The following is a 17,830-nucleotide window of genomic DNA, read 5'->3' as shown; positions in this document are numbered from 1 at the left end:
TGCGTGGGGCCTAGCACGCCGGATTTATGCATACGGTTCCCCCATGTGGTTTCCCTCCCACTAGGGTTTCGTGCCGGTCATCGACACCCGCCTCGATACGCCGCCTTCAACACACCGTCGTCACCCAATCTCCCGCATAGCTCACCCTGCTGCTGTGGCCTGCGCTCCGCGCCGCCGTAGCGGCACACCTCCTCTTGGCCCTGGAGGCGGCGGCTTCCTGGCCCTTCTCGCGGCCGAGCGTGAGCAGAAAACTAAGGGGCGCGATCATGAGTAAGGATTAGCGGTCCGAACGTCCGCCGAGGATTGAGGTCGCCCCTCGACGGGGCCTCAGGCGCTCCGAAGCGGTCCGCTACATCGGCATCGGACCGACCAAGTTCGATGGGTTGGCCCGCGAGGGCGTGATGCCGAAGCCGTGGCGCATCGACGGGTGCGTCGTCTGGGATATTCGGAAGCTCGATGCCGCTCTCGACCGTCTTGATGACAAGGAGGCGTCATCGGAGTGGGACTGAACGCGAGCGGGACCGGACGGCTCGACGCGCTTCGAACCGCCCGGCGTTGCGCACCCCGACCGCGCCGCGGCCGTGCGCCCGGAATAGCACCTGCGCTCGCAAGCTCAATCGCGAACAAGACCACAGGAAATCATGATAGCTCGATAGAAAGACTGCTAGGGTCGATTGCTATCAGAAGTTCCCATCCGCCCTGGCAGGCGGAGTAGGGAAGAGGCCGGCAGGCCGTCATCGTCCTGGCAGACGAGGCGGCGCAACCTGCCGGCCTTGCGTTTGAGGTGCGGAGGCCGCGGCATTCCCGCTAGTCGCTGGTCCCAGCGGATGGCGCTGGAGAGAGGGGCGGCGACAGGGAGCGTCCCCATGGGCTTGAAAGCTGTCCCGCAACTCCCGCCAGGGCTGCTGCCGCGGGGCCTCACTAGGGCGCAGGCAGCCGCCTATTGCGGATGCGAGACCTTAGCCGCCTTCGATTGATGGGGGCGCAAGGAGATCGTGCCGAAGGCGATGCCCGGAACGAGCCGGCGGGACCGGAAAGCCATTGATCGGGCGCTCGACCGCCGGTCCGGCCTGATCGCCGAAACAGGCGCGAACGAGTCCTATGACGAGTGGCTGGCTCGCCATACGAGCTGAGTTGACCACTGATGCCGTCACGGCTTCGTAGGGGATGTTGCGGCGAGTGCTACATTCCCTATTGACGTGCTTGTTGCATTGAGTGATACATGTATCATCCGCTGCAACAGACTGTTGTGATGATCCAGAGCTTTCACGACAGCCTGACCGAGGCGGTGGCGCGGGGCAGGCGGCCAAAGGGGTTCCCGGCCGACCTCTACAAGGCAACGCGCCGGAAGCTCACCTACCTCGACGCGGCAGCGAACCTGGATGATCTCCGCTCGCCGCCCGGAAATCGGCTTCACGCCTTGGATCGGGACCGCGCTGGACAGCACGCGATCCGGATCAACGACCAGTTCCGCCTCTGCTTCGTCTGGACCGAAGCAGGACCGGAGCGGGTCGAGTTCACCGACTACCACTAAGGGCCGTTGCCCCGTTCCCTCAGAAATTCCGCTAAGCGGGCAGGAGCCCGATGGTGACGGTGGGGAAAGAAGATGCCTGATACGCTCAACCTCGATGCCCTTCGCGCGACCTTCGATCCGACCGAATGCGCCGATGTCTCTCCCCCGGTTCATCCCGGCGAGATCCTGCGCGAGGAGTTTATGGCACCGCTCGGCCTCTCGGCCGGTCAGGTCGCCAAGGCGCTCGGCCTGCCCCGCTCACGCATCGAGCGCATCGTGAAGGAGGAAATCGGCATCTCCACCGACACCGCGTTGCGGCTGGCCCGGCTGTTCCGGACATCGCCAGATCTCTGGACGAACCTTCAAGCCCGCTTCGAGCGCGAGACGCTGCTTGCCGAAATCGGAGCGGAGTTGGACCGCATCGAGCCCGTCGCAGTTCCGGAAGCGGCCTAGCCCATGGGTGACCGGGATGCTCCGCAGCCGAGCGAGACGACGTGGAAGGAACCGCTGAGCCGAGGCGCATCCTTCGCGGAAGGGGCACCGCACTGGCCGGCTGGCGTGCGACCGATCTCCATCGACGGGCTCGGCCTGATGGGTGTCAGCGGAGAAGGGCTGCTCCATTGGGACGGCAGGCCGGTCGAGGTGCGCCGACGTCTCGACCTGAGCAAAGGCGAGCGGTTTTTCGCCATCCTCGTCGGCGCGTTCACGATTGCCGGCAGCATCGGCGCGGCGGCGCAGGGATGGGCTGCCGGACACCAGTGGATGTGTCAGGCCCAGGTCGTATCGAAATGGTGCCCACCACCATCGACAAGCCGATGAGCGCAACCTGCCCGCCTTGTCGGCCCTGATGTCCGAGTCAGCGCCCGACCAACCGCCACGCACCCGCCACGGCAAGGCGAAACGGCACCACTACGTCCCGGAGATGATCCTTCGGCGCTTCGCCGGGCCAGACCTGCACCTCTGGTCGTTCGACAAGCGGCATCCCGGCTACGGGATCGAGCGCAAACCGATCGCCCGCCTGTTTCGGGAGTGGGACCTCTACACCTCTGTCGATGCCGCTGGTGGCAGAGATCGATCGGCCGAAACGCGCCTGTCGGTCATGGAGAGCCGCGCCAGCCCTGTGCTTGATCGGATCGTGGCGGAGGCCCGACAGGGGCGGCTTGCGACGGTTTCAAACGCAGATCGCGAGGCCCTGGCTGACATCCTGGTCGCGCAGATCAGGCGGTCGCCCGACGCCTTCAACTCCATCACGGCTAAGTGGGACTTCGATGCCTTCATTGCCGATCGGCTTGCCGAGTGGGAGGCTGCCGGGCGGAGCGTGGAGGATGCCGATCGCGCTGATTTACTGAGCGGAAGGTTCGTAGCGCAGACGCGGCGCAATCTCCTAGCTCAAACCGTGGTCGAACCGCTGCTCCGGGTGTCGGCGGGTGTGCTGCGGCGCGGGTTCATCGTCGGGATGCTCACCAAGCCGAACCGGAGCTTCTTGGTGGGGAGCGCTCTGCTCGCGCGGTTCAATGGCCGTATCACGCAACGGAACGGGTTCCTCGACCCGACTATGGAAGCGTGGATGCCGATCGCACGGGACGTGGCAATCTGCTCATATGGCGAGCGTGGAAACGAGCGCATCATGGAGGTCGAAGATGCGGGTCTGCGCAAGATCAACGGGCTGCTCTCACGGCAGAGCACCGTCGTAGCTTCAGCCTCGCGCGAACTCGTTGTGGCATACACCCGTCGCCTTCATCGTGCGCCGCTCGAAGGGGCCGTATCTCCGTCAGCTTGAGCAACCTGAGCCGGTGCCACAGCGAGAGCCCTGTCGGGTGGCGCAGCTACTCGCCATGCGGATCAGAACCGCTGTGTTGCCTTCGCACAGTTGTAGATGGCGTCAGGCTTCCCTTCCTCGGTGAGCTTGCCTTCTCCGGTAAGACGGTTCGCCGTGAAGGCCCATTGGCTACTCCATCGGCTTCCTGATTTGCCATCGCCAGGGCTGAAGAAACCGCCATCGAAGTGGATGCGGGAGGCATCGGCGTTATGGCTCGTGACGCCGCCCATGTGGTCGCCGTAATCCTGCCAGCGGTCTACGATGCGGGCCAGTGACGCGCTGCCGGTCGGGCGGGAGAGGCCGTAGCCCCCGTTCGGCGCGCAGGGCGTCATATCCGCGATGAAGTCACCCGAGATGCAGCTCACGACGCGGCCCAGCTTACGCTCGGCGTTCAGCGTCATGATGATTTCTGGCTTGCCCTTCGCCGTACAGCGGATGATGCCCTTGGTGCCCCCAGCCGCGTCCGCGGACGACCTCGGCCCGGCAACAGCGGTCGATGAGACGATAAGGGCGACGGCAACGACGACGGCACGCATCACTGGCTCCAAATAAGGGATAGGGACCGCTGAACAGATCGCCGAGCGCCTGTACCGCGGGCCACCAGCCGCCGCGAGCGGGCGGGATGCCGCGAAATAGGACAGGCCGGGCGAGGGCAGGTTGATGCCGAGCTAACTCAATCCCGGCATTCTGAGCCGGAGCCGCGTTGCGTATCGGCTCTCCGTCGTGTGGACACGACATGCCCCGCCAGCCCGTGAGCAGATCGGGCGGCGGGGCTGCTCATTGATTGTTAATCATACCGCCCCCATCCCAGGGACATGCCGATCGCGATCCTGTCGCTTGATCGGACGCGGCCACGATGCCGGGATTGGGGTGACGCCGGATGTACGCGCACCTTCGTTCCGGCTCTCGTGGCCGTTCGCTTTTCCGACCACCTTAGAAGGCGGCAGCCTGCTTCACCCGATCGTCGGTAATCGGGGCCTTCCACTGGACGGCGCCGGGAAGGGCATAGCCACCCTGGCGGTGCACCGAGCCGATGTTGGTGGCGAGGCCCTGAGTCTCCAGAGTGAGGGCGCCGACCGTCTTGGTGTTGTCGATGCTGCCCGACTCGCTGGCGAAGGCGGTGGTGGTGAGGAAGGTCAGCGCCAGCCCGGCGGCGATGCGCGAGATGATCTGCTTGGACATCGTGTTCAGCCTCTTCGTCAATCTGGCGGCGGGTCCCCGTCGCTTCGTGAAGAGGAATGTGCTGGTGCAGGCATCATGAATCAAATAGGCTGATTTCATAATGCGCATCGATACCGTGCATCTTGTGCGGCTCGATCTCAGCGCGCTCATGGTCTGTGCCGCAGGTGCCCAGCCTGACCTGACCGGTATTTTGGACCGGGCCAGTTGCGAGGCTACTGCATGGTAGTGGCCATGGGTAGCCGGTAGGCCAGATCCGGGAAGCTGACAGGCGCGGGCGGCCGGTAGCCCAGCGACGAATGCGGCCGGACACGGTTGTAGGTGTTCTGCCATCGGCCAATGACGACCTGGGCTTCTCTCAGCGAGTAGAAGATCTCCTGGCGTAAGCACTCGTCACGAAGCTCTGCTCGGAGACATCCGCCTCCTTGCACGCGACGGCGATGCTCTTGCCTTGCGCCGTCTGTACCTCGATCTGGCGCAGCATCAGCACGACCTGGTCCGCGCTCGGCCTCTGTCCTCGCTTCATTCCCAACTCCTCTGATCCAGGCTGATCCTCTCAATCAGCCCGGTCCAAAGCCAGCCGGTCAGGTCATGGGGAAGCCGACTGAGCCCTACGACTTAGTTTGGGTTGAGAGTTACGAAGCAGAAAGAACTTCGGGCCTCCACGGCAAGGTTCATATCAGGCCGACCGCCGATAGCGGATACCCGGCGCATCTCCGCGTTAGGTGCTCTCACTCGCTCAAAAGAGATTATCCTGTCGGGACCAAGTTCCATCTCCGGGTGAAACTTACCGACAAAGAAGGGGGCGAAGAGTTCTTGCACTCTCCCCACACGTGGGCGCCTGTCGCCATCCTCCGTCCTGCTGACGATCAAATTTCAAACTGAGACACGACCGCCGGGCGGACCGACTTGACGGCGGACGGCGTCGCCGTCACAACCCGCGCCGGCGCCGTCCGCGCCGGGGCCGCCATCCTCACGGTCTCGACCGCGGTCCTGGCCGGCGACGCGCTCCGCCTTCCTTCAGGGGCCGACCCCTGGCGCGAGGCGGCCGCCGCCCTGCCGCTCGGGCGCAACGAGAAGGTGTTCCTGGAGATCGGGCGCGACACCGCGTTCGAGCCGGACACGCATGCCTACAGCAACCTGCACGACCCAAGGTCCGCCTCCTATTCAATCCGGCCCAACGGATGGCCGGTGATCGAGGCGTTCTTCGGCGGTGACGGCGCCCGCATCGTGGAGGAGGAGGGCCCGGCCGCCGGCTTCGCCCACGTTTCGGCCGAGTTGGTCGCCCTGTTCGGCAGCGACGTGGCGTCGGCGGTCCGATCGCTCGCGGCGACTTCCTGGATCCGGATGGCGTCCATCGGCGGCGCGTATAGCTGCGCCCTGCCGGGCCGATCCCAAGCCCGGGCACGTTTGGCCCAGCCCTTCGAGGACCGGCTCTTCTTCGCGGGCGAGGCGACGCACCCGCACGATTTCACGACGGCCCACGGGGCCCATGACAGCGGCCGGAGGGCCGCTGACGAGGCCATTGCTGCGCTTTCGGGCAGGCGGCTCCTCGGACGGCAGGGCCCGCTCGCTGCAGGAGCGCGGGCGGTCGGGTAGCGACCTCAGACGCGGTAGCGCAGCGCCTCGACCAACACGGCCAGCGCCGGCGCCGGCTCGCGGCGGCTCGGATAGTACAGGTGGTAGCCGGAATAGGGCTCGCACCAGTCCTCCAGCACCCGAACGAGCGTCCCGGCTGCTAGGTGCGCCCGTACCCCGTCCTCGGGCAGGTAGGCGATCCCGAACCCGTCCAGCGCTGCCTCCAGGATGAGGGTGATGGTGTTGAACACGAGCTGCCCTTCGACCCAGACGCGGAGCTCCCGCCCGCCCTTCTCGAACTCCCAGGCGTACAGGCCGCCGTGGGTCGGCAGGCGCAGGTTGATGCAGGTGTGGGCCGTCAGGTCGTCCGGCCGCTCCGGCTTCGATCGCGCCGCGAAGTAGGAGGGCGCGGCGACGGCGGCCATGCGCAAGTCGGGCCCGATCCGCACGGCGGTCATGTCCCTGGCCAGGGTCCCGCCCAGCCGGATGCCGGCGTCGATGCGTTCGGCGACGATGTCGGTCAGGCCGTAGTCGACGACCGTCTCGACCTTGATGTCCGGGTAGTCCGGCAGGAGGCGCCGGAGGACGGGCCACAGCACCGACTGTGCCGCGTGCTCGTCTGCGGTGATGCGCACCGTTCCCGCCGCCTTGCCCCGCATCTCGGCGAGGCCGGCGAGCCCTTCCTCGACCTCGTCGAACCGGGGGCCGACCGCGTTAAGCAGGCGCTCGCCGGCCTCGGTCGGCGCGACGCTGCGGGTGGTACGGGCGAGCAGCCGGACGCCGAGGCGGGCCTCAAGCCCCCGGACCGTCTGGCTCAGCGCTGGCTGCGAGACCCCGAGCTGCGCGGCCGCCTTGGTGAAGCTGCCCGCGCGCGCGACGGCGACGAAGGCGACCAGGTCGTTCAGGCTCTCACGCAGCATCCATAAGCTCTGCTCATGACCTCATGTCGGTTTGGGCATCTAATGCAGTCCCGGCCCACGCGCTAGGTTCCGGCCCGAACGACGACGGCACCGTCCGCCGTCACGGTTGCCAAGCACTCAAGGAACACCGCCATGGAGATCATGCGCGCCGGCTCGCGCCCCTCGGGCAAGGGCCCAGAGGACTGGTTCACCGGCACCGTCCGGGTCGACCCGCTGTTCAGCCCGACCGAGCCGGCCCGGGCGGGCGGGGCCCTGGTCACCTTCGAGCCCGGCGCCCGCACGGCCTGGCACACGCACCCGCTCGGGCAGACGCTGATCGTCACCGCGGGCTGCGGCCGGGTCCAACGCGAGGGTGGCCCCGTCGAGGAGATCCGCCCCGGCGACGTGGTCTGGTTCCCCCCGGGCGAGCGGCACTGGCACGGCGCCGGGCCGACCACCGCCATGAGCCACATCGCCATCCAGGAGGCGCTGAACGGCAGCCCGGTGACATGGATGGAGAAGGTGACCGACAGGCAGTACGGCGCCTGACGCCAGCCCCAAGGCCACGTCGTCGAGACCGGCAGGGCCGGTTCCTCGTTCGCGACGCCACATCAAACCCGAGAATTACGGAAGGGGCGGATTGCCCATGAACGCGAACGAGGTCTGTGCGGACGAAATTGCCATCGGCGCGGCGGGCAACTCGCGGGCGCAAGGGTGGGGTGCGGTGTTCGCCATGTCCCTGTGCGCCGCCACCCTCGTGGCGTCCGAGTTCATGCCCGTGAGCCTGCTCACCCCCATCGCCGCCGACCTGCATCTCACCGAAGGGCAAGCGGGTCAGGCCATCGCGGTCTCCGGCGTGTTCGCCGTGCTGACCAGCCTGTTCATCGCGCCGGCGACCCCGCGGCTGGACCGCCGGGCGCTCCTGCTCGGGCTGACCGTGCTGATGCTGGTCTCGGGCCTGGCCGTCGCCTTTGCGCCCAACGCGGCGGTGTTCCTCGGCGGCCGGGCGTTGGTCGGCATGGTGATCGGCGGGTTCTGGTCGATGTCGGCGGCGACGGTGATGCGCCTCGTGCCGGCCGAGGACGTGCCGCGTGGGCTCGCCATCCTCAACGGCGGCAACGCCCTCGCCACGACGGTCGCCGCGCCGCTGGGCAGCTTCCTCGGGCAGTACATCGGCTGGCGCGGGGCCTTCTTCTGCGTCGTGCCGGTCGCCGCCGCGACGTTCGCTTGGCTGTCCCTGACCCTGCCGGCGATGCCGAACCGGACGCGGGCCGACGCGTTCGCCACGTTCAAGGTCCTGCGCCGGCCCCGGGTGCCGCTCGGAATGGCCGCGGCCGCCCTGTTCTTTCTGGGCCAGTTCGCCCTGTTCACCTACCTGCGGCCATTCCTGGAGACCGTCACCCGCGTCGACGTCTCCACGCTATCGGCCCTGCTGCTGGTGCTTGGGGTCGCAGGCTTGGTCGGTACGTCGTTGATCGGCCGGGTGCTGCAGACCTGGTTCGACGCCGCGCTGATCCTCATGCCGCTGGCGATGGCGGTTCTGGCCGCGGGCCTCATCGCATTCGGCTCGTCGTTGCCGGTGGTGGCCGGGCTGCTGGCGCTGTGGGGGCTTATCGGCACGGCGGCGCCGGTCGGCTGGTGGACTTGGGTCAGCAAGGCGCTGCCGGACGAGGCGGAAGCCGGCGGCGGCCTGATGGTCGCGGTGGTCCAGCTCGCGATCACGGGCGGCGCTGCCTTTGGCGGCCTGCTGTTCGACCACACCGGCTACCAGGCAACCTTCACGTTCAGCGCCCTCGTTCTGGTCGGGTGCGCAGTGACGGCATTCCTGGCCGCCCGCGGCGACCGCCACCCCGCGAGGCGCCCGCAATCCTGACCCGACCGCCCGGAGCCGCCTCGCTCCTCCTAGGCGACAGGAATCCCCACAGCCTCACGTGAGGAGTTGAGATGAACCCGACCTACGACTTCAAGGGCCAGGTTGCGCTCGTCACCGGCGCGGCCATGGGCATGGGCCTGGCGACCGCCCGGATGTTCGCCGAGGCCGGCGCCACGGTCGTCCTGGCCGACTTCAACGAGGAAGCGCTCGGCAAAACCGTCGCCGACCTGGAGGCAGCGGGCCACAAGGTACTGGGCGTCCGGTGCGACGTCGCGAATGAGGGGGACGTCGCTGCCATGGTCCAGCGCACGGTCGACACCTTCGGCCGTCTGGATGCAGCCTTCAACAACGCCGGCATCCAGATCCCGGCCAACGACGTCGTCGACGTCCCCGACACCGATTACGAGCGCGTGATGGCGGTCAACCTGCGCGGTGTCTGGAACTGCATGCAGGCCGAGCTGCGCCAGATGCAGCGCCAGGGCAGCGGCGCTATCGTGAATTGCTCCTCCATCGGCGGCCTCATCGGCAATCCGGGCCTCGCCGCCTACCACGCCACCAAGTACGGCGTGATCGGCATGACCCAGAGCGCGGCCCTGGAGAACGCGCCGCGCGGCATCCGGCTCAACGCGGTCTGCCCGGGGACCATCGATACGCCGATGGTGGCCAAGATGCTCAAGGAGCAGCCCAAGGCCATGGACGTGATCATGGGCAAGCAGCCCAACAAGCGGCTCGGTCGGCCGGAGGAGGTCGCCGCCGCCGTGCTCTGGCTCTGCAGCGACGCCGCCAGCTTCGTGCTCGGCGTCGCCCTGCCGGTCGACGGCGGCTACACCGCCACCTGACGGGCCGGCCCATGCGACGCGCGGCGCTGACGGTGACGCTCCTCACGGCGGCATTCTCCGTCCTGGCAGGCCAAAGCGGGCTTCACGCCGAGGCCGGACCTGCGGCCCCCTCCTCATCACCCAAGAACCGGAAGGGACCTGCGATGGACAGCGTGCGGATCCGGCTGGCCGGCCCGAACGGCGAGAGCGTCACCGCCACCCTCGAAGACTCGGCGGCCGCCCGGACCTTCCGGGCGCTGCTGCCCCTGACGCTGAACCTGACCGACTACAACGGCACCGAGAAGATCGGCGACTTGCCCAAGCGGCTCCCCATCGAGGGCGAGCCGGCGGGCATCGACCCGGAGCCGGGCGACGTCGCCTACTACGCCCCTTGGGGCAACCTGGCGATCTTCTACCGGGACTTCGGCTACTCCCGGGGCCTGATCCGCCTGGGCAAGCTCAGCCACATCCCCGACGCGTTCCGCAAGCCCGGCTCGGTCTCCGTGACGGTCGAAGTGGTTCCCACCCGCGATTGAGGCCGCGACGATGCTTGTTCAGGAGAATGCCGGGCCGCGCCCGTTCCGTAGATGGCTCCTCGCCCTAAGCTGCCTCGCCTGCCTCGCCTCCACCGCCGTGGCACAACCGGGCGAGGCACCGCACTCGCTCGCCTACGACGCGCAGTCGCGCGGGCCGGTCCCTATCCCGCCGACGGAGCGCGGCTTGCAGACCGTCGTCGCGGAGCTGTGGTTCAAGGTGTCCGACGAAGCGTTCCCCCTGGAGGGAGCGGCCTTCGACCGCCGCGGCGACCTCCTGTTCGTGGACGCGGCCGGCGGGCGCGCCTTCCGTCTCACGCCGGACAAGCATCTCTCCATCGTCCTGCCCGGCAGCAAGCAGCAACTAGGCGGCCTGGCGGTCCACAAGGACGGCCGCATCTTCGCGGCCAGGACCGGCGAGGGCTTCCGGAACGGCTCCGTCGTCGCCATGCAGCCGGACGGCTCGGGTCTGCGGACGGTGGTGCCGGCGGACGCGGGCTACGTCGTCAACGACCTCGTGTTCGACGCCTAGGGCGGCTTCTACTTCACCGACTTCCGCGGCACCTCCACCGACCCGAAGGGCGGCGTTTACTACGTCTCGCCTGACCACAGCACGGTCACGCCGGTCCTGCCGAACCTCGCGATGGCGAACGGCGTGGCGCTGAGCCCAGACGGCAAGGTGCTCTGGGCAACAGAGTTCGCCCGGAACCTGCTGCACCGGGTCGAGCTGGCAAACCCGACCACGCCGACGCCCATCGGGACGGCGGTGCCCTACCACTTCACCGGGCCCGCGCCCGACTCGATGCGTGTCGATTCCGACGGCAACGTCTACGTCGCGGTCTACGGCCAGGGTCGTGTGCTGGCGTTCAACCGCAACGGCATCCCCATCGGGCAGGTGCTGCTGCCGGGGCGCGGCGAGGGCCACAACCTGCGCTCCACGAGCTTGGCTCTGAAGCCCGGCACCGACGAGCTCTTCATCGTCACGAACGACGGCGACGGCGGGCAAGGCTCCAACATCTTCCACACCAGGGGCTTCGCGAAGGCGCTGCCGCTCTTCTCACACCGTTGACAGTCCGGCGTTGGCGCGACGCGTCAGGGCCCGAACACACGGCCAAGGGACGAACCCCACCAGATGCTCCAAATCCAAGGAAGTCGGCCAACCGGTGCCGGAAGCCGCACCGCGGCCTGGTCCAGGCGCGGCGTCGCCGGGTTCCTCGTCGTCGTCGGCCTCGGCCTCGCGGCCGGAGGGGTGATGCTCGCCTGGTACGGCGGCTCGCCCTACTACCTGCTGACCGGCATCGCCGTCGTGGTCAGCGGCATCCTGATCTGGCGGCGCGACGGGCGCGGCGTGCTGGTCTACGTCGCGGTCCTGGCCTCCACCACCACCTGGGCGATCTGGGAGGTCGGCTTCGACGGATGGCAGTTGCTGCCCCGGCTCCTGGCGCCCTTCGTGCTCGGCCTGGCACTGCTCCCGCCTTCCGTGCGCTTGGGCGGGCGGCAATCGCCCGCCACGCGGGTGGGGGGATGGCCGGCCTTTGCGGGCGCGTTGGTCCTGGCGCTGGCCGCGGGCGCGGCCCTGCACGCGGCCGGCCCCGACGCACCGGCCGAGCCCATCCTGCGCCGCGGCGTCGCGGACCGCGCCCCCGGCAAGCTGCCGCAATCGCTGGCCCGGATCACAAGCGAGGACTGGCCGGCGTTCGGCAACGACCAAGGCGGGACCCGCTTCAGCCCGCTCGCCGACCTGACGCCGGAGAACGTCGGGCGATTGGAGAAGGTTTGGGAGGCCGAGACGGGGCCCGACACGCCCGGACCGGCGACCGCCTTGGAGGCGACACCGATTATGGTCGGCAGTGCCCTCTACCTCTGCGACGGCCACAATCGCGTCCTCGCCCTCGACGCCGAGACCGGGCGCGAGCGCCGGCGCCAGCGTGGCGGTCGCGGACGTCTCCGAGGAGGACGTGAAGGCGGCGCTCGACAGGGCCGTCGAGACCTTCGGGCGGCTCGACTTCGCCTTCAATAACGCCGGCGTCGAGCAGGCCGGGATGCCGGCCACAGACGTCGCCGCGGAGGATTTCGACCGCATCGTCGCCATCAACCTGCGCGGCGTGTTCCTGTGCATGAAGCACCAGATCCCGCTCATGCTGAAGGGCAGGGGCGGCGCCATCGTCAACACCTCGTCGGGCGCCGGCGTGAAGGGCTTCGCGGGCCAAATCGCCTATGCCGCGACGAAGTACGGTGTCATCGGGATGACGAAGAGCGCGGCCCTCGATTACGCCAAGGACGGGATTCGCATCAACGCGGTCTGCACCGGCATCATCGACACGCCGATGATGCCGCGCTTCACCGGCGGCACCCCGGAGGGCGTGGCGCGGGTGATCGCTCAGGAGCCGGTAGGACGGATGGGCAAGCCCGAGGAGATCGCGGCCTCCGTCCTCTTCATGTGCTCGGACCTCGGGGCCTTCGTCGTCGGGCACGCCATGGTCGTCGACGGCGGCCAGACGGGCGGCTGACGCCGCCCCGCTTCAGCCGCGGTGGCGCAGGGCCTCAAGCAGGACAGTGAAGGCCGGGGCCGGCTGGCGGCGGCTGGGATAGTACAGGTGGTAGCCGGGGAAGGGCTCGCACCAGTCCTTCAGCACCCGCACCAGCCGGCCCTCCGCGACGTCCGCAAGGACCTTCTCCTCGGGCAGGTAAGCCAGCCCAAGCCCGGCCAGGGCCGCATTGCGGATCACTCGCAGGCTGGTGAGCGCGAGTTGTCCCTCGACCCGGACATTGACCTCCTTGCCGGCCTTCTCGAATTCCCAGGGGAAGAGGTCGCCGCGCGACACGCGCCCCAGGTTGATACACCGGTGCCCGGTCAGGTCCTCGGGCCCCCGCGGCCTGGACCGCCCCTTGAGGTAGGCCGGCGCCCCGACCACCGCCATGCGCATGGGAGGCGCGATGCACACCGCGACCATGTCCTTCTCGACGTACTCGCCGACGCGGACGCCCGCGTCGAAGCGCTCGGCCACGATGTCGGTCCGGGCATCGGACGTGACGACCTCGACGGTGATGTCCGGGTAGTCCGGCAGCATCCTCTGCAATGCCGGCCACAGCACCGTCTCGACCGCGTGCTCGGGCGCGGTGATCCGGATGTTGCCGGCCGGCTTGTCCCGCATCCCCGTCAGGGCCGTGAGCTCGACCTCGATCTGCTCGAATTGCGGACCCACGGCGCGCAACAGGCGCTCGCCAGCCTCGGTCGTCGAGACGCTGCGCGTCGAGCGGTTCAGGAGCTGCAGCCCGAGGCGCGCCTCCAGGTTGTTCATGGCGTGGCTCAGCGCGGACTGCGTCACGCCGAGTCGCTTGGCGGCGCGGGTGAAACTCCCTTCCTTCGCCACCGTGGCGAAGGAGAGCAGGTCCGTCATGTTCTCCCGCGGCATTCACGATCCCCGCATGCGGCAAGCGTCTTCGAAGGGCGCACGGCCCAAACCAAGTCTCGCCCCGGCGACGACCTTCATCCCATCTATAAGCCCTACTCATAGGCTTATGTAGGGTGGAGCCCCTAATCTTCGCGCCCATCCACGTTACGTTGCAGCCTTGTCCAAGCTGCCGGGGTCTCCCCCAGGCAGCCCTCCCTCGTGGGCCGGCCCTGTGCCGAACGTCCCTCCCACAGGTTCGGAGAACGCGATGCGACGACCTGTTGATCTGGAACTGAACCGGAGAGACCTGATGGTGGGAGCCACTGCCACCGCGGCCCTGGCCACCGTGCCCTCAGCCGCGGGCGCAAAGCCCGGCGGCACTGACGCGCCGGTCCTGGCCAAGGTCTCCCTGACCGTGAACGGTCAGCGGCGCGACCTCGAACTCGATACCCGGACCAGCCTGCTCGACGCCGCGCACGAGCACCTGCACCTGACCGGCTCCAAGAAGGGCTGCGACCACGGCCAGTGCGGCGCCTGCACCATGATCGTCGATGGCCGGCGCATCAATTCCTGCCTGACCCTGGCCGTGATGCACCAGGGCGCCGAGATCACCACCATCGAGGGCCTCGGCCAGCCTGACAACTTGCATCCGATGCAGGCCGCCTTCGTGAAGCACGACGGCTACCAATGCGGGTACTGCACGCCGGGCCAGATCTGCTCGGCCGTGGCGGTGCTGGCCGAGATCAAGGCCGGCATTCCGAGCCACGTCACCGCCGACCTCAACGCCCCGATGCAGGTCACGGAGGCCGAAATCCGCGAGCGCATGAGCGGCAATATCTGCCGCTGCGGCGCCTATTCCAACATCGTCGAGGCGATGACCGAGGTCACCGGGAGGCCCGCATGAAGTCGTTCACCTACGAGCGCCCGGGCACCCAGGCCGAGGCGGCCGCCGCGGTCACGCGCACGCCGAACGCCAAGTTCATCGCCGGCGGCACCAACCTGCTCGACCTGATGAAGCTCCAGATCGAGACGCCGACGCACCTCGTCGACGTGAACGGCCTGATGCTGGACAAGGTCGAGCCGACGCCGGAGGGCGGCTTGCGCATCGGCGCTGGTGCGCAACACCGACCTCGCCGCCGACCCGCGGGTGCGCCGGGATTACGGGGTCTTGAGCCGGGCGCTGCTCGCCGGGGCCTCGGGGCAGTTGCGCAACAAGGCGACGACCGCCGGTAACCTGCTCCAGCGGACCCGCTGCCCGTACTTCTACGACACGGCACAGGCCTGCAATAAGCGCGCGCCCGGCTCCGGTTGCTCGGCGCTGGACGGAGTGAGCCGGTCGCTGGCCGTCATCGGATCGAGCGAGGCCTGCATCGCGACCCATCCGGGCGACATGGCGGTGGCCATGCGCGTGCTCGACGCCACCGTCGAGACCGTCGACGCCAAGGGGACCGAGCGCAAGATCCCCATCGCCGACTTCCATCGCTTGCCCGGGGACAGGCCCGAGGTCGACACGACACTGAAGCCCGGCGAGCTCATCACCGCGGTGACGCTGCCGAAGCCGGTGGCCGGCACGCACATCTACCGCAAGGTCCGCGACCGGACCTCCTACGCCTACGCCCTCGTTTCCGTGGCGGCCATCCTCGGCAAGGACGGCAGCGGCCACGTCGCCTTCGGCGGCGTCGCCCACAAGCCCTGGCGGGTCGAGGCGGCCGAGGCCGACCTGCCACGAGGCGCAAAGGCGGTGACCGACAAGGTCTTCGCCGGGGCCAAGCCGACCGAGGACAGCGCCTACAAGCTGAAGCTCGCCGAGCGCACGCTCGCGGCGGCGCTCAACCAAGCGAGGGCCTGAGCCATGAAGTTCGACACCCCCGCGGGGCAAAACCACATCGACCAGCTCAAGGTCGTGGGCCGGCCCACCGACCGCATCGACGGCAAGTACAAGACCACCGGCACCGCGCCCTACGCCTACGAGCGCCACGACGTTGCGCCCAACGCCGCCTACGGCTTCGTGCTCGGCGCCGGCATCGCCAAGGGTCGCGTGCGCTGGATCGACACCGCGGCGGCCAAGCGTGCGCCCGGCGTCCTCGCCATCGTCACGACCCTTGAGCATCCTCGGATGGAGCGCGGCATGATGAACGCCGCCTACCTGTTCGGCGGCGACCAGGTGCAGCACTACCACCAAGCCATCGCGGTGGTGGTGGCGGAGACCTTCGAACAGGCCCGGGCCGCCGCCTTCCTCGTGAAGGTCGACTACGCCTCCGAGCCTGGCAAATTCGACCTCGCGGCCGAGGCGAAGGGCGCACCGCCCGTGCCGGGCGACAGCGGCGAGGGCAGCGGCGGCAACGGCGAGGAGCGCGTCGGCGACTTCGAGGGCGCCTTCGCGCAGGCTCCGGTCCGGTTCGACGAGACCTACTCCACCGCGGACGAGAGCCACGCGATGATGGAGCCGCACGCGACCATCGCGGCGTGGGACGGCGACAAGGTCACCCTCTGGACCTCGAACCAGATGATCGCCTGGGGCCATGGCAGCCTCGCCAAGATCCTAGGCGTCCCGAAGGAGAACGTCCGCCTCGACTCTCCCTACGTGGGCGGCGGCTTCGGCGGGAAGCTGTTCGTGCGCGCCGACGCGGTGCTGGCGGCGCTCGCCGCAAAGGCGGCCAAGCGCCCGGTGAAGGTGGCGCTCACCCGCCCGCTCATCATGAACAACACCACCCACCGGCCGGCCACGATCCAGCGGGTACGCATCGGCGCGACCCGGGACGGCACGATCACGTCCATCGCGCACGAGAGCACATCCGGCAACCTGCCGGATGGCAGCCCGGAGACCGCGGTGAGCCAGACCAAGCTCCTGTACGCCGGCGCCAACCGCCTGACCGCCATGAAGCTGGCCCACCTCGACCTGCCCGAGGGCAACGCCATGCGCGCCCCCGGCGAAGCCCCGGGCCTGATGGTCCTGGAGGTCGCCATGGACGAGCTGGCGGAGAAGCTCGGGATGGACCCGGTCGAGTTCCGCATCCGCAACGACACCCAGGTCGACCCGCAGGATCCGAAGCGTTCGTTCTCGCACCGCGACCTCGTCGGTTGCCTCAGGCTGGGAGCCGAGAGGTTCGGCTGGTCGAAGCGCAACCCGAAGCCCGGGCAGGTCCGGGACGGGCAGTGGCTCGTCGGCGTCGGCATGGCCGCCGCTTTTCGAAACAACATGGTGCTGAAGTCCGGGGCCCGCGTGCGCCTCGACCAAGCCGGCACGGTCACGGTCGAGACCGACATGACCGACATCGGCACCGGCAGCTACACCATCATCGCCCAGACCGCCGCCGAGATGATGGGCGTGACCATCGACAAGGTCGTGGTTCGGCTCGGGGACTCCGCTTTCCCGGTCTCCTCGGGCTCGGGCGGGCAGTTCGGCGCGAACTCCTCGACGTCGGGCGTCTACGCGGCCTGCGTGAAGCTGCGGGACGCCGTGGCGCAGCGCCTCGGCATCAACTCGGCGGACGCCGTGTTCGCGGACGGGCAGGTGCGCTCCGGCAACCGCGCCGTGCCGCTCGGCGATGCGGCAGCAGGGGGCGCCCTGACGGCGGAAGATACCATCGAGTTCGGGGACATCTCCAAGAGCCAGCAGCAATCGACCTTCGGCGTGCACTTCGTCGAGGTCGGCGTCGATGCTTATACCGGCGAAACCCGGGTCCGGCGGATGCTTGCGGTGTGCGCGGCCGGGCGGATCCTCAACCCGAAATCGGCCCGCAGCCAAGTGATCGGCGGCATGGTCATGGGCACGGGCGCGGCCCTGATGGAGGAGTTGGCCGTCGACACCAAGCGCGGCTTCTTCGCCAACCACGATCTGGCCGGCTACGAGGTGCCGGTCCACGCCGACATCCCGCACCAGGAGGTGATCTTCCTCGACGAGGTCGACCCGATGTCCTCGCCCATGAAGGCGAAGGGCGTGGGCGAACTCGGCATCTGCGGGGTCGGCGCGGCGGTGGCGAACGCGATCTACAACGCCACCGGCATCCGCGTTCGGGACTACCCGATCACCCTCGACAAGCTCCTCGACCGCATGCCGGACGCGGCTTGAGGGGCTGAGATGCGCATTCCGGTCGGAGCATCCTCGCTCATCCTCGCCGGCCTCATGGCTTCCTGGGCGGGCCAACCTTGCACGGCCGAGCCGACCGACGCTGAGGTGACGGTTCAGCGGAGCGGCTCCCAGCCCTGAGCTATGCAGGATT

18 protein-coding genes and 5 pseudogenes are annotated in these 17,830 nt (G+C 68.5%); 17 read left to right on the top strand and 6 right to left on the bottom strand.

Going from position 1 to position 17,830, the window contains the following annotated elements:
- Window positions 1-995: 995 nt before the first annotated feature.
- The 5 genes from MZTS_RS25280 (at window position 996) to MZTS_RS16645 (ending at window position 3,293) form a co-directional block, all read left to right on the top strand.
- A complete protein-coding gene (locus MZTS_RS25280; RefSeq protein ID WP_244413493.1) occupies window positions 996-1,133 on the top strand; it encodes a hypothetical protein in 138 nt (45 codons plus the stop codon).
- 119 nt (window positions 1,134-1,252) lie between these two features.
- Window positions 1,253-1,534, top strand: coding sequence for a type II toxin-antitoxin system RelE/ParE family toxin (locus MZTS_RS16660; protein WP_012606018.1), 282 nt, complete (start codon window positions 1,253-1,255; stop codon window positions 1,532-1,534).
- 72 nt (window positions 1,535-1,606) lie between these two features.
- Window positions 1,607-1,966, top strand: coding sequence for a HigA family addiction module antitoxin (locus tag MZTS_RS16655; protein ID WP_003600322.1), 360 nt, complete (start codon window positions 1,607-1,609; stop codon window positions 1,964-1,966).
- Between the two features lie 3 nt (window positions 1,967-1,969).
- Complete coding sequence (locus MZTS_RS16650; protein WP_012606019.1) at window positions 1,970-2,332, top strand: hypothetical protein; 363 nt, start codon at window positions 1,970-1,972, stop codon at window positions 2,330-2,332.
- A gap of 16 nt (window positions 2,333-2,348) precedes the next feature.
- Window positions 2,349-3,293, top strand: coding sequence for a DUF4238 domain-containing protein (locus MZTS_RS16645; RefSeq protein WP_244413494.1), 945 nt, complete (start codon window positions 2,349-2,351; stop codon window positions 3,291-3,293).
- Between the two features lie 62 nt (window positions 3,294-3,355).
- Here the strand turns inward: MZTS_RS16645 and MZTS_RS16640 are convergent, their stop codons facing one another.
- From MZTS_RS16640 to MZTS_RS16625, 4 genes and pseudogenes are all read right to left on the bottom strand, one after another.
- A complete protein-coding gene (locus tag MZTS_RS16640; protein WP_012606021.1) occupies window positions 3,356-3,868 on the bottom strand; it encodes a hypothetical protein in 513 nt (170 codons plus the stop codon).
- Between the two features lie 397 nt (window positions 3,869-4,265).
- On the bottom strand, window positions 4,266-4,514 hold the full coding sequence (locus tag MZTS_RS16635; RefSeq protein WP_003600326.1) for a hypothetical protein: 249 nt from the start codon (window positions 4,512-4,514) through the stop codon (window positions 4,266-4,268).
- Window positions 4,515-4,726: 212 nt separating this feature from the next.
- A pseudogene (locus MZTS_RS16630) lies at window positions 4,727-4,915 on the bottom strand (integrase core domain-containing protein); the annotation flags it as partial.
- Window positions 4,870-5,037: a hypothetical protein gene (locus MZTS_RS16625; RefSeq protein WP_041928944.1), complete on the bottom strand. Its 168-nt coding sequence runs from the start codon at window positions 5,035-5,037 to the stop codon at window positions 4,870-4,872. The gene MZTS_RS16625 and the pseudogene MZTS_RS16630, both read right to left, overlap by 46 nt.
- A gap of 362 nt (window positions 5,038-5,399) precedes the next feature.
- On the opposite strand from MZTS_RS16625, the pseudogene MZTS_RS16620 reads away from it, so the two are divergent.
- Window positions 5,400-6,110, top strand: a pseudogene (locus MZTS_RS16620) (FAD-dependent oxidoreductase); the annotation flags it as partial.
- A gap of 5 nt (window positions 6,111-6,115) precedes the next feature.
- On the opposite strand, the gene MZTS_RS16615 reads toward MZTS_RS16620, so the two are convergent.
- Entirely contained in the window at window positions 6,116-7,009 is an 894-nt protein-coding gene (locus MZTS_RS16615) for a LysR family transcriptional regulator (RefSeq protein WP_003600329.1), read from the bottom strand.
- Window positions 7,010-7,141: 132 nt separating this feature from the next.
- Here MZTS_RS16615 and MZTS_RS16610 point away from each other — a divergent pair, with 132 nt between their 5' ends.
- The 8 genes and pseudogenes from MZTS_RS16610 to MZTS_RS16585 all read left to right on the top strand — a co-directional run bounded on the left by MZTS_RS16610 (window position 7,142) and on the right by MZTS_RS16585 (window position 12,722).
- Window positions 7,142-7,537, top strand: a complete 396-nt coding sequence (locus tag MZTS_RS16610; protein ID WP_012606023.1) for a (R)-mandelonitrile lyase — start codon at window positions 7,142-7,144, stop codon at window positions 7,535-7,537.
- Between the two features lie 97 nt (window positions 7,538-7,634).
- A complete protein-coding gene (locus MZTS_RS16605) occupies window positions 7,635-8,861 on the top strand; it encodes an MFS transporter (RefSeq protein WP_003600332.1) in 1,227 nt (408 codons plus the stop codon).
- A gap of 71 nt (window positions 8,862-8,932) precedes the next feature.
- The gene (locus tag MZTS_RS16600) at window positions 8,933-9,700 is read left to right on the top strand and encodes an SDR family NAD(P)-dependent oxidoreductase (RefSeq protein WP_012606024.1); all 768 of its coding nucleotides are present in this window, start codon (window positions 8,933-8,935) and stop codon (window positions 9,698-9,700) included.
- Window positions 9,701-9,843: 143 nt separating this feature from the next.
- Complete coding sequence (locus tag MZTS_RS16595) at window positions 9,844-10,215, top strand: cyclophilin-like fold protein (RefSeq protein WP_003600334.1); 372 nt, start codon at window positions 9,844-9,846, stop codon at window positions 10,213-10,215.
- 10 nt (window positions 10,216-10,225) lie between these two features.
- On the top strand, window positions 10,226-10,744 hold the full coding sequence (locus tag MZTS_RS25275) for an SMP-30/gluconolactonase/LRE family protein (RefSeq protein WP_009866077.1): 519 nt from the start codon (window positions 10,226-10,228) through the stop codon (window positions 10,742-10,744).
- A gap of 12 nt (window positions 10,745-10,756) precedes the next feature.
- A pseudogene (locus MZTS_RS25270) lies at window positions 10,757-11,281 on the top strand (SMP-30/gluconolactonase/LRE family protein); the annotation flags it as partial.
- A gap of 63 nt (window positions 11,282-11,344) precedes the next feature.
- A pseudogene (locus tag MZTS_RS25745) lies at window positions 11,345-12,076 on the top strand (hypothetical protein); the annotation flags it as partial.
- 13 nt (window positions 12,077-12,089) lie between these two features.
- A complete protein-coding gene (locus MZTS_RS16585) occupies window positions 12,090-12,722 on the top strand; it encodes an SDR family oxidoreductase (RefSeq protein ID WP_244413536.1) in 633 nt (210 codons plus the stop codon).
- A 12-nt stretch (window positions 12,723-12,734) separates the two neighbouring features.
- On the opposite strand, the gene MZTS_RS16580 is transcribed toward MZTS_RS16585, so the two are convergent.
- Window positions 12,735-13,628, bottom strand: coding sequence for a LysR family transcriptional regulator (locus tag MZTS_RS16580; RefSeq protein ID WP_003598444.1), 894 nt, complete (start codon window positions 13,626-13,628; stop codon window positions 12,735-12,737).
- A 247-nt stretch (window positions 13,629-13,875) separates the two neighbouring features.
- Between MZTS_RS16580 and paoA the strand changes: the two genes are divergently transcribed.
- The 3 genes and pseudogenes from paoA (at window position 13,876) to paoC (ending at window position 17,679) form a co-directional block, all read left to right on the top strand.
- Window positions 13,876-14,511 carry an aldehyde dehydrogenase iron-sulfur subunit PaoA gene (gene paoA, locus MZTS_RS16575; protein ID WP_012606026.1) on the top strand — a complete coding sequence of 212 codons (636 nt, stop codon included), beginning with the start codon at window positions 13,876-13,878 and terminating at the stop codon, window positions 14,509-14,511.
- Window positions 14,508-15,456: pseudogene (locus tag MZTS_RS16570) on the top strand (FAD binding domain-containing protein). The gene paoA and the pseudogene MZTS_RS16570 overlap by 4 nt, the downstream one beginning before the upstream one ends.
- A gap of 3 nt (window positions 15,457-15,459) precedes the next feature.
- Window positions 15,460-17,679: an aldehyde oxidoreductase molybdenum-binding subunit PaoC gene (paoC, locus tag MZTS_RS16565; protein WP_192284697.1), complete on the top strand. Its 2,220-nt coding sequence runs from the start codon at window positions 15,460-15,462 to the stop codon at window positions 17,677-17,679.
- Window positions 17,680-17,830: the final 151 nt, after the last annotated feature.

Origin of the sequence: Methylorubrum zatmanii, from assembly GCF_014845115.1 — a bacterium.
In the GTDB taxonomy this organism is placed as follows: domain Bacteria; phylum Pseudomonadota; class Alphaproteobacteria; order Rhizobiales; family Beijerinckiaceae; genus Methylobacterium; species Methylobacterium zatmanii.
The sequence above is the reverse complement of the archived record's forward strand: the minus strand, read 5'-3'. Positions and strand labels throughout refer to the sequence as shown.

Coding starts and splice junctions, on each gene's coding strand:
- MZTS_RS16635 (WP_003600326.1), bottom strand. CDS start 4,514: ATGTCCAAGCAGATCATCTCGCGCATCGCCGCCGGGCTGGCGCTGACC.
- MZTS_RS16595 (WP_003600334.1), top strand. CDS start 9,844: ATGGACAGCGTGCGGATCCGGCTGGCCGGCCCGAACGGCGAGAGCGTC.
- MZTS_RS16580 (WP_003598444.1), bottom strand. CDS start 13,628: ATGCCGCGGGAGAACATGACGGACCTGCTCTCCTTCGCCACGGTGGCG.
- MZTS_RS16650 (WP_012606019.1), top strand. CDS start 1,970: ATGGGTGACCGGGATGCTCCGCAGCCGAGCGAGACGACGTGGAAGGAA.
- MZTS_RS16600 (WP_012606024.1), top strand. CDS start 8,933: ATGAACCCGACCTACGACTTCAAGGGCCAGGTTGCGCTCGTCACCGGC.
- paoA (WP_012606026.1), top strand. CDS start 13,876: ATGCGACGACCTGTTGATCTGGAACTGAACCGGAGAGACCTGATGGTG.
- MZTS_RS16660 (WP_012606018.1), top strand. CDS start 1,253: ATGATCCAGAGCTTTCACGACAGCCTGACCGAGGCGGTGGCGCGGGGC.
- MZTS_RS16615 (WP_003600329.1), bottom strand. CDS start 7,009: ATGCTGCGTGAGAGCCTGAACGACCTGGTCGCCTTCGTCGCCGTCGCG.
- MZTS_RS16610 (WP_012606023.1), top strand. CDS start 7,142: ATGGAGATCATGCGCGCCGGCTCGCGCCCCTCGGGCAAGGGCCCAGAG.
- MZTS_RS16625 (WP_041928944.1), bottom strand. CDS start 5,037: ATGAAGCGAGGACAGAGGCCGAGCGCGGACCAGGTCGTGCTGATGCTG.
- paoC (WP_192284697.1), top strand. CDS start 15,460: ATGAAGTTCGACACCCCCGCGGGGCAAAACCACATCGACCAGCTCAAG.
- MZTS_RS25275 (WP_009866077.1), top strand. CDS start 10,226: ATGCTTGTTCAGGAGAATGCCGGGCCGCGCCCGTTCCGTAGATGGCTC.
- MZTS_RS16605 (WP_003600332.1), top strand. CDS start 7,635: ATGAACGCGAACGAGGTCTGTGCGGACGAAATTGCCATCGGCGCGGCG.
- MZTS_RS16655 (WP_003600322.1), top strand. CDS start 1,607: ATGCCTGATACGCTCAACCTCGATGCCCTTCGCGCGACCTTCGATCCG.
- MZTS_RS16640 (WP_012606021.1), bottom strand. CDS start 3,868: ATGCGTGCCGTCGTCGTTGCCGTCGCCCTTATCGTCTCATCGACCGCT.